The organism is Samsonia erythrinae (assembly GCF_004342665.1).
Taxonomy (GTDB): domain Bacteria; phylum Pseudomonadota; class Gammaproteobacteria; order Enterobacterales; family Enterobacteriaceae; genus Samsonia; species Samsonia erythrinae.
Genome location: NZ_SMBY01000003.1, coordinates 233,361 through 249,040, shown reverse-complemented (window position 1 = coordinate 249,040; position 15,680 = coordinate 233,361). Strand labels below are relative to the sequence as shown.

Here is a 15,680-nt window from a genome sequence, read left to right as displayed (position 1 = left end):
TGCGTTCAACCGAATCCGCGTTGTCCGTCTTGATATCAGGTTGTCACGGGAGCGCCCTCAGGGCGAACGGTTCACCTTTGTGACTTGACGATGTAGCGGGGTGCCCCGCTACATTCATAATGTTAAATTTTATCCTCTTTTTCCCGCATCCCCTGAATCCAATACACGGCCTCAAACGGGCATAATGTCAGCCTTGCAGGCTGGTGACAGGGATCGGAATAATTGCTGAATAACAATCGCCAGCGGCCTTTTCCGTTCTCCGCGCAGGGTTGCCAGTCCTGGGGGTGCTTGCTGAAATTTGCCAGAACCAGCAGCCGTTGCCCCTGCCAGGTTCGTTGATAGCACCAGATGCCGGGGTGGTCTGGCAGCAAATCCTGATAGTCTCCCTGCGTGAGTAACGGTAATGCTTTGCGCATGGCGATAAGCTGTTGGTAGGTATAGAAGACTGATGTTTTGTCGGCCAGCGCCTTTTCAACGTTGATCTCAGGATAATTGGGCGCTGGCGCTATCCATGGCGTACCGGTTGTAAATCCTGCGTTGTCCCGAGTATCCCATTGCATCGGCGTGCGGCCATTATCGCGTGATTTACTCGCCAGAATCGCTAAGAGCTGTGACGCCGATTGGCCTTTACCCGTTCGTTCGGCAAACATATTCAGGCTTTCAATGTCCCGGTATTGTTCAATCTGCGTATAACCCGGGTTAGTCATTCCTAGCTCTTCCCCCTGATAAATATAGGGCGTGCCCTGCATGCCATGCAGAACCATTGCCAGCATTTTGGCGGACTGCGCGCGGAATTCTCCTTCATCACCGAAGCGCGACACAATGCGGGGCTGATCGTGATTACACCAGAACAGCGCATTCCAGGCATGGTTATGCATGCCTTGTTGCCAGTGATTAAAAATCTGCTTTAGCGCAATAAAGTCAGGCTTTGCCAGCGTCCACTTTTCATCATTGGGATAATCAACTTTCAGATGATGGAAATTGAACGTCATCGAGAGTTCGCTGCCGTCCAACGCCGCATAGCGGCGGCAATGGTCTAGTGACGTGGATGACATCTCACCGACGGTCATCAGGTCGCGAGGCTGAAAGACTTCGCGACTGAATTCCTGCAAATAGTCATGCATCCGCGGCCCGTCGGTATAGAAGCGGCGTCCGTCACCCAGTTCGTCTGATGGAAAGTCCTGCTGTTTGGACACCAGATTAATGACATCTAAACGTAAACCATCCACGCCTTTTTCCGCCCAGAACGCACAAACTTTTTTTAATTCGTCCCGCACACGCGGGTGTTCCCAATTCAGATCGGCCTGTTCGGGGGAGAAGAGGTGCAGATAATACTGTTTGCTGGCAGCGTGCCACTGCCAGGCAGAACCACCAAATTTAGACTGCCAGTTATTGGGTGGTGCGCCATCATTGCCATCGCGCCACAGGTAAAAATGACGATATGGACTGCGACGATCCTGCGCGTTCAGGAACCACGGGTGATGTGTCGAGGTGTGGTTGAAGACCATATCCATGACGATACGGATACGACGACGATGCGCTTGTGCGATCAGCGCTTCCATATCCGCCATCGTGCCATACGCGGGGTCGATAGCGCAGTAATCGGCTACATCATAGCCATTGTCTATCTGGGGAGAGAGGTAAACCGGCGTCAGCCAGATGGCATCGACTCCCAGTTGTTGCAGGTAATCAAGACGGGCGGTGATGCCCGGGATATCACCAACGCCATTTCCGCTGCTGTCCTGAAAGCTCTTTGGATAGATCTGGTAGATCACGCCATTTTTCCACCAGGGGAGTCGAGTTTTCATGAATAATTCTCCTTTAGCTATGCTCGCTTCTAAACAGACGCAGGCTGAATGGATCTGAGCGATTAAGGCGTCTCCAACGTACCGTTGCGGCTTTTACGCTTATAGACCAGAGGCGTCAGTCCCATCGGAATGATGATGGCCACCAGCATGGCGAGGGCAAAAACGCCCCAAAACTGTGGTTTGATGGAGAGGATCCCTGGCAGTCCCCCTACGCCGATACCATTTGCCGTGACGCCGTACAGTCCACAAATCAGTGCGGCAGCGGAGGAGCCGATCATGGCACACAACATGGGAAAACGGTACTTCAGGTTGATGCCGTACATTGCCGGCTCGGTTACGCCAAGAAAGGCGGAAATTGCCGCAGGAACGGAAACTTCACGTTCGTTGGCTTTTCGGCTGACGAGGATCACCCCGGTGACGGCCGCCGCCTGCGCGATGTTAGACAGCGCGATAAGTGGCCAGACGGGCGTGCCGCCTATACTCTGGACCATTTGCATATCAATCGCCAGGGTGGTTTGGTGTACGCCGGTGATCACCAGAGGCGCATACAGGAAACCGAACAGCGCCGCGCCAATCGGGGCGAAGCTGCCGGTCATCGTCAACTTCACGGCCCAGGCGACGCCATCGCCAATCATACGGCCAAACGGGCCGATCAGCGTGTGCGCCAGAAAAACGGTCAGCATAAGTGAGGTAACGGGAACCACGACCAGATAGAGGTAATCCGGCACGATTTTTTTCAGTCGGGTTTCGATAAGCGCCAGCGCCATCCCGGCTAATACGGCGGGGATCACCTGAGCCTGATAGCCGATTTTTTCAACCGAGAACCAACCAAAATTCCAGATCTCAGGCATTTGCTGGCCAATAAGGTAGGCATTCATCAACTGAGGGGAGACCAGCGTAATGCCCAGTACGATCCCGAGGATAGGCGTACCGCCTATTTTACGCACGGTTGACCAACACACGGCAACGGGCAGGTAGAAGAAGATAGCTTCTCCTAATAGCCAGAGGAAATCGTAGAGGGTTTGCCAGATTGGGTAGAGTTGCGCCAGCGTTTGTCCGTCACGGATGGGAATATCGCCGATAACGTTGCGTGCGCCGAGGATCAATCCACCGGAGATCAGGGCCGGGAGCAGTGGAAAAAAGATCTCCGCAAAGTGTGAAATACTGCGCTCAAACCAGCTCATATTCTGGCGGGCCGCAACTTTGGCCTCCTCCTTATTGATTTCGCTTTTACCCGCGGTGGCGAGCAGCGCTTTGTAGTATGCATCCACGTTGGTGCCGATCACGACCTGAAATTGTCCGGCATTGGTGAAACATCCTTTCACCATGCGCATTTCTTCAATACTTTTGGGGTGCGCTTTAGTGACGTCGTGTAATACGAAACGGAGGCGGGTGAGGCAATGCGAGACGGCGGCGATATTCTCACGCCCGCCGACCAGTGCGATCAAATGGTCAATATCCTGTTGTTTAATGCTGCTCATCGCGTTGTCCTTTTTTCTCTTTGAGGATCCAGAAGCTCAACCGTGCAGCAATGTAAGTGAAGTACATGTTTGAATGTGATGAGCTTTCTGAAGGATGCTGGCGCACGGAAAGATCACTGCTTTAAGTTTCAGCCTGACTATCTTTAATAAAGACGGAACGACTTATATAAGCTTAAGTTATAAACCCTTACTCGCTATCATAATGTTGCCCGTATAGATTTACTGGACACCCGAAACGAGGCAAATTTTCGATGCAAAAGGTCGGCGCTCAGGCGATTGAGGGCGCTAGCGTGCTCAGGCGCACAATGCATAGAGGAAGGCAGGGAGGAAGCGCTATTGATAGACTGGCGTTTGCTTTTTGCGGGCAATAAAAACAAAAGCCGCCAGAAACGGCGGCTTCAGAGATTGTTTACATCACAATCAGAATGGGCTGATGACAGACCCAATACGTTCGCAGTAGCTGACATAAACATCTCCCATTCTTTTAAAGAATTTGCTGATATTACGGAACATTTTCATCATCAGACTCCTTGTTGGGCTATTTAATGTGATATTGATCACGTTTTAAATGGTAGCGAAGATGAAATAGGATTTCAACATTTTTGTGACTGATATCACAAAAATGTTGCAGCATACAAAACGGTCTGGCGTGCAGGATAAAAAACTGACGTGCGTCGGGAGCGTTGGCGCATCAGGCAGGCGAAACCACCGGGGGATATCAGGCGGGAGAGTAATAAACGTTTTGATCGAAAAGCGTTTCGCCAATGCGTTCTGCCTGCTTTTCAGTATGGTGAAGCCGGAAATTGAGCCGTTGCGCTAATGCGTTGCTACGTGCGTTGGCGACTGAAGCCCTGATGACGCAGCGTTTAATCAGGGCCGCATGGGTATAGGCGGTAGTCATCGTCCTGACGGCCAGGGACGCGATGCCTTTTCCTTCAAAGGCTTCGGCAAGCCAATACCCGATAATGCCTTCCTGATGCTGAAGGGTATTGAAGGAGACGATGCCCGCCAGTGCCTTGTCCCAGCGGACGATGTACACGGCCGTCGTTCCGGCGAAGAAACCGTCCCTGTTGGCGCGAATGTTTTCACGCGTGTTATCAAGGGTTTTGACGGAATCTGGCCAGGGTAACGTGCGGCGCAGACGCGGTTTTTCCTGTTGGATCAGGGCGAAAAGGGCATCAGCGTCGCTTTCCTCCTGTATCGTCAGTCGTAAATGAGGCTGGTGATGTAATTCATACATCGCATTCATCAATCGAGTTTCCATCAGCGTTTCCAGTCTGGAGTTGCATGCTACCCTCAACGATCGTGACGCTGTGGCCGCCGATCCAGGGTTCGTCATTCAGGTACGTCACGGTAATACGGCCATCGCGTTGCAGTACGGTGCCTTGCCGGACGCGATAACCTAACCGGGTCAGCGCCGGAAGGGCGTGTTGCTGGCGCAAGAGTGCGGCCAGACAGGCATTGGCGCTGCCGGTAACCGGATCCTCTTTTAACGCGCCGCGTTCAATGTACAGCGCCCGAATTTCGTAGTCGGCAGGGATTGCGTCGGGGTGGGGGCCATAAATCGCGATACCCTGAGTCTGGCTGGCGGTTTGTAACGCCGTCAGGGCCTGCGCATCCGCCACGATGTTCAGGCAGGCATCGGCACTGTCTACGCGCACAACCAGCCAGCGAATGCCCATGTGAACGGCAGCGGGCGCGTAGCGCAGGTCGATTTGGCCAGAACCGATGGTTTTTTCCAACAGCGGGATGTGCTGGTTTTCGAGCGGAACGATCGTAGCCTGCGGCGCGTGAAAGGCCAGTCCATCACTCTTACTGATGTTGATGGGCACCAGACCTATGCCGCACTGTTGCACAATCTGTCTCGCGTTTTTTGGGCGTAAGCCGTCTTCCAGCAGAGCATGCGCCGTTCCCAGCGTCGGGTGTCCGGCGAAGGGAAGTTCCGATTCCGGCGTGAATATGCGCACATGATAATCGGCCAGCGGATTGGTCGCAGGCAAGACAAATGCGGTTTCCGATAGGTTCGTCCAGCGGGCGATATCTTGCATCTGTCCCTCCGTCAGCCTCTTTGCCTCCATAATGACGGCAAGGGGATTCCCCTTGCAAGGCTGCTGGGTGAACACATCGACCTGTTTAAAACGTCGTACAATAGGCATCCGCATTCTCTCCCAAATGTCCTGTGATTAAATATTGCTCAAAACTAACCGCGATCCTATCGCGCGCTTATGGCATAATGCGCGCCAAATCACATTCCGACTTGAGTAAGTGCTGTGTTAAGTACCAACAATATCACCATGCAGTTCGGCAGTAAGCCATTGTTCGAAAACATTTCCGTTAAATTTGGCAGCGGCAACCGTTACGGTCTGATTGGCGCCAATGGCTGCGGTAAATCTACGTTTATGAAAATTCTCGGCGGCGACCTGACGCCCACTGCCGGGAATGTGTTTCTTGATCCCAATGAGCGTCTGGGCAAGCTGCGTCAGGATCAGTTCGCTTTTGAACAATATAGCGTACTGGACACCGTGATCATGGGGCATGCCGAACTGTGGGCGGTAAAAGAAGAGCGTGACCGTATTTACGGGCTGCCGGAAATGAGCGAAGAGGACGGCTATAAAGTTGCCGACCTTGAAGTGCAGTATGGTGAGATGGATGGGTACAGCGCGGAATCACGCGCTGGCGAACTGCTGCTCGGCGTCGGTATTCCGGTGGAGCAGCATTATGGCCCGATGAGCGAAGTGGCGCCCGGCTGGAAACTGCGTGTATTGCTGGCGCAGGCGCTGTTTGCCGATCCGGATATTCTGTTACTTGACGAACCGACCAACAACCTGGATATCGATACCATTCGCTGGCTGGAGCAGGTGCTGAACGAACGCAACAGCACGATGATCATCATTTCGCATGACCGCCACTTCCTGAATATGGTCTGCACGCATATGGCGGATCTGGACTACGGCGAGCTGCGGCTTTACCCCGGCAACTATGATGAATATATGACGGCGGCGACGCAGGCGCGTGAACGTCTGCTGGCGGATAATGCCAAGAAAAAAGCACAGATTTCCGAGCTGCAATCTTTCGTCAGCCGCTTTAGCGCCAACGCCTCCAAGTCCAAACAGGCGACATCGCGCGCCCGTCAAATTGATAAAATCCAGTTGGAAGAAGTGAAAGCCTCCAGCCGTCAGAATCCGTTCATTCGCTTTGAGCAGGATAAGAAACTGTTCCGTAATGCGCTGGAGGTGGAAGCGCTGACGAAAGGGTTTGATAACGGCCCCCTTTTCAGCAAACTGAACCTGATGGTCGAAGTCGGTGAGAAAGTGGCCATTCTGGGGACGAACGGTATCGGTAAATCGACGCTGTTGAAAACGCTGGTGGGCGACCTTCAGCCGGACAGTGGTAGCGTGAAATGGTCTGAAAACGCCAAAATCGGCTATTACGCGCAGGATCATGAATATGAATTCGATGAGACGCTGACGGTTTTCGACTGGATGAGCCAGTGGAAGCAGGAAAAAGATGACGAGCAGGCGGTGCGTAGCGTGCTTGGTCGCCTGCTGTTCAGTCAGGATGACATCAAGAAGAAGGTAAAGGTGTTATCCGGTGGAGAAAAAGGCCGGATGTTGTTTGGTAAGCTGATGATGCAGCGCCCTAATATTCTGGTGATGGACGAACCGACGAACCACCTGGATATGGAATCCATCGAATCACTGAATATGGCGCTGGAAATGTATGAAGGGACGCTGTTCTTCGTCTCTCATGACCGCGAGTTTGTCAGCTCGCTGGCGACGCGTATTCTGGAGATCACGCCGAAAAAGGTGGTGGACTTCACCGGTAACTATGAAGATTACCTGCGCAGTCAGGGAATTCAGTAATTCGACGATGCGGCCTCTGATGAGGCCGCGATTGTATTGTGTGCCGCGCCTCTCCTGGGTTCACTAACCCGGTCTTGGTCCTGCCGACCTTGTTCAGTCCATTCCCCCGTTACCCGCTTCCCCGTTAGGTAAATGGTGGTTGAAAACGCTGTCTGTCATCTTTTACGTAACTGTGTTTTAATCGACGCCAATTGTGTTGTATTTTTGTTAAAATACAACGGGTTTAATCCGCGTGACGGTGATGATAATGGATGAAGTAAAACGCCTTCTGACAGAAGAGATCGAACGTATTAATCAGGAAGAAAAACGCGATAATAGAATACGTTTCAGCCGCAAATTCATGCAGTCGCATCCTTATCTGTTTGCTGCGATGCTGATTAGTTATGTGCCGGTGGCGATGATTCTGCTTTATTCCCCTTATTTTGGCTGGCCTTATCTGATCGGTTTTACCGTCTTTCTGCTGGTGATGGCGTTGGCGCTCTCAATCGATATCAACCCGAAATATCGCTTTGAAGATATCGATGCGCTGGATTTACGCGTTTGCTATAACGGCGAGTGGTTTACGATCCGCCATGTGTCGCAGGACACGCTGGATAAGCTGCTACGCAACGAGCAGGTGCCGCCCGCCGTGAAAACCGGGATAGAAAAGATTCAGCGCACAAAAGGCGATGTTGACTTTTATGACGTCTTCTCGCTGGCGTATCGTCAGCCCCCCTCCGCCTAGCCGGTGATACAGGTATTGGTTCGCGTCATCGGCATTGCGATCTCTTTATTGCGCTGCTCGACGAACGTTGTCAGCCACTTTATTCTTGATTCTTGTCATTTCTAACACGACGGGCGAAACAGCATGAAGGACGAAAAGGTATTACTGGTGATCCAACTGGGTCAACCGCCGGAAGGCATTGCCTCTCAGGTTGGGCAGCAAGGGAAGTGGTTTGTCGATGCGGTACAGGGGAAAACGCTGCCGGTGCAGATCGTCCGCCCCTATCTTGGCGAATCTCTGCCGACGTTTGAACGGCTAGCGGCGGTGATCATTTCCGGGTCGTGGTCGATGGTCACGGAGCGCCTGGATTGGAGCGAATATACCGCAGATTGGCTACGTTCAGCGTTTGATGCCGATATCCCCATGTTGGGCGTGTGTTATGGTCACCAACTGCTGGCTGATGCGCTGGGGGGCAAAGTGGGGGATAACCCGAACGGCAAGGAAGTCGGCGTTCAGATCGTGACAACCCATGAGGCCGCGGCACAGGATGCGTTGCTGCGCGATTATCCGCAACGGTTCGGCGCTTATCTGACCCACCAGCAATCGGTACTGGAACCGCCCGTGGGGGCGCAAGTGCTGGCGAGTTCAGAAATGGATGGCTGCCAGATTATCCGCTACAGCGACCGCGTGCTGACCGTACAATTTCATCCGGAATTCAATGCCGACATCATGCAGGCGTGCCTGCGTCATAATGAAACGGCGCTGCGACAAGGCGGCTGGGATGTCGACCGGATGATGGACATTGCGCAGGAGCCCCTCTGGGCGCGCAAGATCCTGCTGGATTTTGTGCAGCGCTACGCCGCCAAATCGTCCTGTGCGGCGGACTGATAGAGGGTGACATCAGCCGCAGTACGATCGTTGCTTGCGCTTTAAGGCATCCAATGAATGGAGGCGCGTCGCGAGCGGCACAGCGGCGGGTGTCTAAACCGGTTTCCCCTTTGTGGGTGTGGCGATGCTGACGGTTTTTCTGCTACTGTTTGCCGCAATCGCGGGAGAGCGTCGGGATTGATGGCGAAAAACCGCTATAACATTGCCGGAAATCAGAAAGTGGGTACGTATGACACGTATAATTTCCGTCAAAGGTGAACGATAGCCGCTATCTTTCGGACCCAGCACAGGCTGTCTTCCTGCCCCGAAATCTACCGGACAGACCACGTAAACAACAGGAAAAATCACCCTGATGAGTATTCGTATTGTTCCTCAGGAACAGCTAGAACAGAATGAAAAATCGATGCAGGAAGGGCACATCCCTCCGCTGCTTTTTGCCAATCTGAAAAGTCTGTACAGCAGTCGCGCGGAGCGCCTGCGCCAGTTAGCGGCGGATCACCCGCTGGGGGATTACCTCACCTTCGCCGCCAGCGTGGTGGAGGCCCAGCAGAAGGTCTTGCACGATCATCCGTTGCAGCGCGATCTCAGCGACGTACTGAAACCGTCCGGCGAACGGCCGCCGCTCGATATCGCGGTATTCCCGCGTGATGCGCACTGGCACACGCTGCTGCATGCGCTGATAGAAGAAATGAAACCGGATGCCAGCGGGCAGGTGTTAGCTACGCTGGAGAATTTGGAAAAAGCCTCAGAACAGGAACTGGAAGAGCAGGCGACCGCGCTGCTGCACCACGAGTTCCGTGCCGAGAACAATGATAAAGCTCCGTTTATCTGGGCAGCGCTATCTTTGTACTGGGCGCAAATGGCGAGCCTGCTGCCCGGCAAAGCGCGCGCCGTACCCGGCGAACACCGCCAGTTCTGCCCGGTATGCGGCAGTATTCCGGTATCCGGCGTGGTGCAGTTAGGCACGTCCAGCGGGTTGCGCTATCTGCACTGTAATCTGTGCGAGAGCGAATGGCATATGGTGCGGGTGAAATGCAGTAATTGCGAGGAGTCGAGCGCGCTGAATTACTGGTCGCTGGATAGTGAAAATGCGGCGATTAAAGCGGAAAGCTGCGACCACTGCGGCACCTACCTGAAGCTGTTGTATCAGGAAAAAGATCACCATGTGGAGGCTGTCGCCGACGATCTGGCGTCGCTGGTATTGGATGTGAAAATGGAGGAAGAAGGTTTTTCCCGCAGTAGCATCAACCCGTTTCTGTTCCCGGAAAGTTCGATCGAATAATTTCCCAATCGGTGAGGCGCATTCGCACCTCACCGTTTCTTTATGTCTTTATTCCCGCCAGATGCCGCTGAAATGCAGCAATAATACCAGCGCGGTAATCACTATTGATGACGAGACGAGCGCGATCAGCCCGCAGTTGGCGCCTGACAGCACCTGTCGGTCATGAGCGTTAAAATGATGCCGCCGCATCGCCTGTAACGACATCAGGACGGATACGCACAGCAGCAGAATGGCGCAGGCAAATACCGTGCGGCTGTTGTCTACCATACTTAAGTGGAAGCACAGCAGGCTGTTTATCAGCATCACAAACAGGGTTCGTGTCCAGGCCATACCGGTTCGCTGCGGTTGTAGCCCCGGGTCGCGTCTCGTATCCATACGCTACCCGAACAGGATCACGGCGGCGAGCGCGCTGGCGATCAGGGTGATCAGCAGCGTCACAATTGGCAACATCGGCGTGTACGGGATATCGCTTTCCTTTCGCATCGCTTTTTCATTACTGACCCAGCGGCGATAGGCCAGACCACCCAGCAGCGCCGCACAGACCACCAGCAGTAGCGCTAATCCCTGACGCACCAACGGGGCGAGATGAACCGTGAATTGATCGATGCCGATCGCACCGGCAAGAAACGCCAGCGCGGTGCGTATCCACGCCAGAAAAGTGCGCTCATTCGCTAATGAAAAACGGTAGTCCGGGGTTTTCCCCTGCTTCCACCATGGGGTTTTATCTTGTCTGGGCGTTGTCATGTCGTCATCTATTTTCAGCGCGAGGGCGTAAATCGTCGCGCCGGTTTTGGGTCGCGTGATGCTATTTTAACAGAACGACGGGCTTTTCAGGCGTGAGAATTGCATATCTCCGGTAAGTATTTTCAGGGGAGACGGCAATGGGCGTGGAACCATCAACCACCATTCGATTTTTACTTGCCTCGCGCCAGTGTGAGCTGAACAGCCTGCGTTACCTGCTGCAAAGCGGTGAGCTGGTCGGCAAGATCAGCCAGCTTGTGCATCTGTTACAGCGTGAACGGGGAACGGCCAATCTGTACCTTTGTTCTGATGGCCGCTTCTTCGCCGATGAACTGGCGCTGCGTGAGAAAGACGTGCAGGCGGCGCAGGCGCACTTGATGCTGCATCTGGCAGAGTTGGAAAAAATGACGGCGGAATTACCGCAGGCAAGCCGTCTGTTCAGCCGTGTCGCCAGCGTGGTCTATGCGCTGAGCCTGCTGCCCGCGCTGCGTCAGCGGATCCGGCAGCGCTTACTGCCTCAGCCACAGGCGATGACATTTTTCAACGATATTGTCCGTAACCTGCTGGCGTTGGTTTTTGAAGTATCCGATACGGCGGCCGATCCGGGTATTTCCCGCACGCTGATTGCCATGTTCAGTTTTATGCAGGGTAAAGAACTGGCGGGGCAGGAGCGGGCTATTGGTGCGGCGGCTTATGCGGCGGGCAGCGTCGATGAGGACACCCGGCAAAAGCTGCTGGATTTGATTGAGCGGCAGGAACGTTGTTTCGATACCTTTCTCAGTTTTAGCGATGAAGACAACCAGCAGCGCTGGCGCGCGATCGCGGTCGACAGTGAATTTGAGCGCCTGCGCCGCATTGTGTGCACCCGCCGCGCGATAGAAAAGCTCTCGGAGGCCGATAGCCTGCACTGGTTTGCGATCGCGACACGGCGCATTGATGAAATGAAGCAGATCGAAGACGAACTGGAGCAGACGTTGATGCAGCGCTGCCGTACCCGTATTGCGGCTACGGAGAAGGCGTGCAGCGATCAGCGGGCGGATCTCGACGCGCTGATGGCGCAACAGGAGAGGGATGATCCCGGCTATTCGATCTTTATCGCCGGTCATGACGTGGAAGGGCAGAACTCAGCGCCCGGCTGGCTGCATAGCGATGGCGTCAGTCCTCAACTGGGACGGTCGCTGCTGTCGTTGGTGCAACAACAGTCGCGGCGTTTACAGACGCTGGACCATGAATTGACCGCGCTGCGCGCCACGTTGAATGAAAGAAAACAGATCGATCGTGCGAAGGGCTTACTGATGCAGCACCGTGGGTTAAGCGAAGAAGAGGCTTACAAAACCCTGCGCCGCATGGCGATGAACCAGAATAAAAAGCTGATTGACATCGCAACGGCAATGCTGGCGGTAGCAGACGTATTCGGGGATACCCCTTAAGGGGTATGCGCACATGAACTGTGCGTGTTTTGCTTGCTGGCGGTGCAAGACGTCGTCTTGTGAGTGCGAAAATAGCTGAGTCACTGACGGTGTGAAGTGGTTTCGTGCGTACAAAGATCGCTATTTCTATGCTACGTTGTAGCACACGCACGACACGGGGCGCTTGAGCGCCCTGCGTCGGGCGCGTGTACGGTATTGCATAAAAGGGTGGCGGTATGGCGCACGAAAATATCTCCGAACCTGTATAGACAGGTGATTAAGAAACCGCCCCTGAGAAGGGAAGGTTTGCAAAACTGTGACATCTGGCACAAACCTTGCTTTAACTCATTAGCAAAAACCAAACATTCATAACGCGTTTCGGGCCAACGGCGGTGCGGAAGGTGTTAATCGGACAACGGCGTCCATAAGCGTGCAGATTCTGCATGGGCTTGTGGACGCCGTTTTTGTTTTTTTACCGCCTGAAAAGGCGTTTTGCGCAAGGGTGTCGTTGATGAGTGATTCCAAAACCAAAAGCATGACCGTCTCTCGCCGCCAGTTTCTGCTGGGGAGTGCGGCGCTGGGCGGCAGTCTGATGTTGCCAGGGTTGATGAATAGCGTCTGGGCCGCGGGTTCCGATGCGCCGGAGAAAAAAGAAATCCGGGTCGGTTTTATCCCGTTGACGGACTGCGCCTCGGTGGTGATGGCGGCCGTAAAAGGTTTCGATAAGAAATACGGCATTACCATCGTGCCCAGCAAAGAGGCCAGTTGGGCGGCGGTACGCGACAAGTTGGTGTCGGGCGAGCTGGATGCCGCACATATTTTATACGGCCAACTGTACGGCCTGCAAATGGGCCTGTCCGGGGCGCAGAGCAACATGGCGGCGCTGATGACGCTTAACCAGAACGGACAGGGGATCACGCTGGCAAACCAACTGCGTGACGCCAACGTCACCGATCTTGCGGCGCTGCAAAAATACATCGCCGCCAATCCGGCGGGCACCTACACCTTCGCGCAAACCTTCCCGACCGGTACGCATGCCATGTGGCTCTATTACTGGCTGGCTTCCGCCGGGATCCATCCGCTGAACGACGTGCGCACCGTGGTGGTGCCGCCGCCGCAGATGGTGATGAACATGAAGATTGGCAACATGGTGGGCTACTGCGTCGGCGAGCCCTGGAACCAGCGCGCCATCAGCGAAAAAATCGGCTTTACCGCCGCCACCTCGCAGGATATCTGGCCGGATCACCCGGAAAAAGTGCTGGGCACCCGCGCCGACTGGGTGAAGGCCAATCCGAACAGCGCCCGCGCGCTGACTGCCGCGATCCTTGATGCGTCACGCTGGATTGATGCCGCCGACGACCATCGTCGCGAGACGGCGGGCGTCATCTCTGGACGGGCGTACATCAATGCCAAAGAAGAGACCATCGTCGGTCGCATGCTGGGCCAGTACGAAAACGGGCTGGGGAAAAGCTGGCAAGACGAGCACGCGATGCGTTTCTTCCACGACGGTTCCGTGAACTACCCGTATCTGTCCGATGGTATGTGGTTCCTCACCCAGCATAAACGCTGGGGCTTGCTCACCGAAGAGCCGGACTATCTGGCCGTCGCGAAGCAAGTTAACCGCATCGATATCTACAAACAGGCGGCCGAGGCCGTAGGAAACGTGCCATTGCCCGGCAGCGACATGCGCAGCAGCGTACTCATTGATGGTCGTCGCTGGGATGGCAGCGATCCGGCGGGTTATGCCAACAGTTTCAGCGTGAAGAAATAAGTGAGGTTGATGATGAAAAACCAGGCTCAAATCATTCCGCTTGCTGCGGAACGCGCACCGGAAACCGCGCACAGCGCTGAAATTATGCCGCTGCCAACCAAACCGGCGACGCCGGAAAACGCCGCGACAGCGCCTGCTTTCGCCTACCGCCCGCTGCTGCGTAAGCTGTCTCTGGCGCTTTTCCCCGCGCTACTGGGGCTGGGGCTGCTGGTGACGGTCTGGCAGATTGCCGCGCTCAACAGCGAAAACTTTCCGACGCCGTGGACGACCTGGCTTGCGGCGCTCAGTCTCTTTGCCGATCCGTTTTACATCGCCGGACCGAACGATCAGGGTATCGGCTGGAACGTCTTGGCCTCGCTGCAACGCGTGGGTATTGGCTTCGGACTGGCGGCGCTGGTCGGCATTCCAGCGGGCTTCCTGATTGGTCGTTTTACTTTTCTGGCGGGCATGCTCAACCCGATTATTTCGCTGCTGCGTCCGGTCAGCCCGCTGGCATGGCTGCCTATCGGACTGCTGCTGTTCCAGCGCGCGGAACCGGCATCCAGTTGGACTATTTTTATCTGCTCCATCTGGCCGATGATCCTCAATACCGCCGAAGGCGTGCGCCGCATCCCGCAGGATTATCTGAACGTGGCGCGGGTATTGAAACTCTCTGAGTTCACCATCATGCGCAAAATTCTGCTGCCGGCGGTGCTGCCGAACGTCTTGACCGGTGTGCGTCTGTCGATTGGCGTCGCCTGGCTGGTGATTGTGGCGGCTGAAATGCTGACCGGCGGCGTCGGTATCGGTTTCTGGATTTGGAATGAATGGAACAACCTGAATGTGGAAAACATCATCATCGCTATCGTGGTGATTGGCGTGATCGGTCTGCTGTTTGAGCAGGGACTGATGTGGATTGCTAACCGCTTCAGCTATGACGATCGCTAAGGAGCCAACGATGCGTACCATACCGATTATTCAAGTGCAGCAGGTGAGCCAGCGTTTCAACACCGCCAGCGGTGAGTTTCTGGCGCTGGATCAGGTGAGTTTCGATATTTATGCCGGCGAGACGATCAGCCTGATCGGTCATTCCGGCTGCGGCAAATCCACATTATTGAACCTGATTGCCGGTCTGACGCTGCCGAGCAGCGGCGGCCTACTGTGTGACAACCGTGAAATCGACGGGCCGGGGCCGGAGCGCGGCGTGGTCTTTCAGAACCATTCTCTGCTGCCGTGGCTGACCACCTACGAAAACGTCGCGCTGGCGGTGCGTCAGGTGTTTCGCGGGCAGATGAACAAGCACGAGATGCACGAATGGATTACCCACAATCTGGAACTGGTGCATATGGGGCACGCGCTGAACAAGCGGCCCAATGAGATCTCCGGCGGGATGAAGCAGCGCGTGGGTATTGCCCGTGCGCTGGCCATGAAGCCGAAAGTGTTGCTGATGGATGAACCCTTCGGCGCGCTGGATGCGCTGACCCGTGCGCACCTTCAGAACGCGGTGATGGAGATTCAGCAGCGTTTGCACACCACGATTGTGTTGATTACCCACGACGTCGACGAAGCGGTGCTGCTGTCGGATCGCGTGCTGATGATGACCAACGGCCCGGCGGCGACGGTGGGGGAAATCATGACGGTCGAGCTGGAACGTCCGCGCTCGCGCGTCGTGCTGGCTGACGATCCGCGCTATCACCATTACCGCCAGCAGGTACTGCATTTCTTATATGAAAAACAGCCTAAAGCCGCCTGACC

The 15,680-nt window shown here is 54.8% G+C and carries 14 protein-coding genes; 8 read left to right on the top strand and 6 right to left on the bottom strand.

Translation table 11 applies throughout. The features are described from left to right. Positions 1-122: 122 nt before the first annotated feature. The 4 genes from treC to EDC54_RS07770 all read right to left on the bottom strand — a co-directional run bounded on the left by treC (position 123) and on the right by EDC54_RS07770 (position 5,445). Positions 123-1,808, bottom strand: a complete 1,686-nt coding sequence (gene treC, locus EDC54_RS07785; RefSeq protein WP_132454869.1) for an alpha,alpha-phosphotrehalase — start codon at positions 1,806-1,808, stop codon at positions 123-125. Positions 1,809-1,870: 62 nt separating this feature from the next. Next, positions 1,871-3,289, bottom strand: coding sequence for a PTS trehalose transporter subunit IIBC (gene treB / locus EDC54_RS07780; protein WP_132454868.1), 1,419 nt, complete (start codon positions 3,287-3,289; stop codon positions 1,871-1,873). 718 nt (positions 3,290-4,007) lie between these two features. After that, positions 4,008-4,553, bottom strand: a complete 546-nt coding sequence (locus tag EDC54_RS07775) for a GNAT family N-acetyltransferase (protein ID WP_132454867.1) — start codon at positions 4,551-4,553, stop codon at positions 4,008-4,010. Beyond that, positions 4,522-5,445 (bottom strand): PhzF family phenazine biosynthesis protein, encoded by a 924-nt coding sequence (locus EDC54_RS07770; protein WP_132454865.1) that lies wholly within the window; start codon positions 5,443-5,445, stop codon positions 4,522-4,524. Before EDC54_RS07770 ends, EDC54_RS07775 begins: the two co-directional genes overlap by 32 nt. A gap of 114 nt (positions 5,446-5,559) precedes the next feature. Here EDC54_RS07770 and EDC54_RS07765 point away from each other — a divergent pair, with 114 nt between their 5' ends. The 4 genes from EDC54_RS07765 to fdhE all read left to right on the top strand — a co-directional run bounded on the left by EDC54_RS07765 (position 5,560) and on the right by fdhE (position 10,025). Then, positions 5,560-7,152 (top strand): ABC-F family ATPase, encoded by a 1,593-nt coding sequence (locus tag EDC54_RS07765; protein ID WP_132454863.1) that lies wholly within the window; start codon positions 5,560-5,562, stop codon positions 7,150-7,152. 247 nt (positions 7,153-7,399) lie between these two features. Continuing rightward, positions 7,400-7,876, top strand: a complete 477-nt coding sequence (locus tag EDC54_RS07760) for a YlaC family protein (RefSeq protein WP_196238442.1) — start codon at positions 7,400-7,402, stop codon at positions 7,874-7,876. Positions 7,877-7,999: 123 nt separating this feature from the next. Further along, the gene (locus tag EDC54_RS07755; protein WP_132454859.1) at positions 8,000-8,743 is read left to right on the top strand and encodes a glutamine amidotransferase; all 744 of its coding nucleotides are present in this window, start codon (positions 8,000-8,002) and stop codon (positions 8,741-8,743) included. Between the two features lie 352 nt (positions 8,744-9,095). After that, complete coding sequence (gene fdhE / locus EDC54_RS07750) at positions 9,096-10,025, top strand: formate dehydrogenase accessory protein FdhE (RefSeq protein ID WP_132454857.1); 930 nt, start codon at positions 9,096-9,098, stop codon at positions 10,023-10,025. A 48-nt stretch (positions 10,026-10,073) separates the two neighbouring features. Here the strand turns inward: fdhE and EDC54_RS07745 are convergent, their stop codons facing one another. Together EDC54_RS07745 and EDC54_RS07740 are read right to left on the bottom strand one after the other, a co-directional pair. After that, entirely contained in the window at positions 10,074-10,400 is a 327-nt protein-coding gene (locus EDC54_RS07745; RefSeq protein WP_132454855.1) for a DUF202 domain-containing protein, read from the bottom strand. A gap of 3 nt (positions 10,401-10,403) precedes the next feature. After that, positions 10,404-10,769 (bottom strand): YidH family protein, encoded by a 366-nt coding sequence (locus EDC54_RS07740; protein WP_132454853.1) that lies wholly within the window; start codon positions 10,767-10,769, stop codon positions 10,404-10,406. Positions 10,770-10,906: 137 nt separating this feature from the next. On the opposite strand from EDC54_RS07740, the gene EDC54_RS07735 reads away from it, so the two are divergent. The 4 genes from EDC54_RS07735 (at position 10,907) to EDC54_RS07720 (ending at position 15,678) form a co-directional block, all read left to right on the top strand. Beyond that, positions 10,907-12,196 (top strand): nitrate regulatory protein, encoded by a 1,290-nt coding sequence (locus EDC54_RS07735; RefSeq protein WP_132454851.1) that lies wholly within the window; start codon positions 10,907-10,909, stop codon positions 12,194-12,196. 490 nt (positions 12,197-12,686) lie between these two features. Next, positions 12,687-13,946 carry a CmpA/NrtA family ABC transporter substrate-binding protein gene (locus tag EDC54_RS07730; protein ID WP_132454849.1) on the top strand — a complete coding sequence of 420 codons (1,260 nt, stop codon included), beginning with the start codon at positions 12,687-12,689 and terminating at the stop codon, positions 13,944-13,946. A 12-nt stretch (positions 13,947-13,958) separates the two neighbouring features. After that, positions 13,959-14,873, top strand: coding sequence for a nitrate ABC transporter permease (ntrB, locus tag EDC54_RS07725; protein WP_132455152.1), 915 nt, complete (start codon positions 13,959-13,961; stop codon positions 14,871-14,873). A gap of 10 nt (positions 14,874-14,883) precedes the next feature. Further along, positions 14,884-15,678 carry an ABC transporter ATP-binding protein gene (locus tag EDC54_RS07720; protein ID WP_132454847.1) on the top strand — a complete coding sequence of 265 codons (795 nt, stop codon included), beginning with the start codon at positions 14,884-14,886 and terminating at the stop codon, positions 15,676-15,678. The last annotated feature ends 2 nt before the right edge of the window (positions 15,679-15,680 follow it).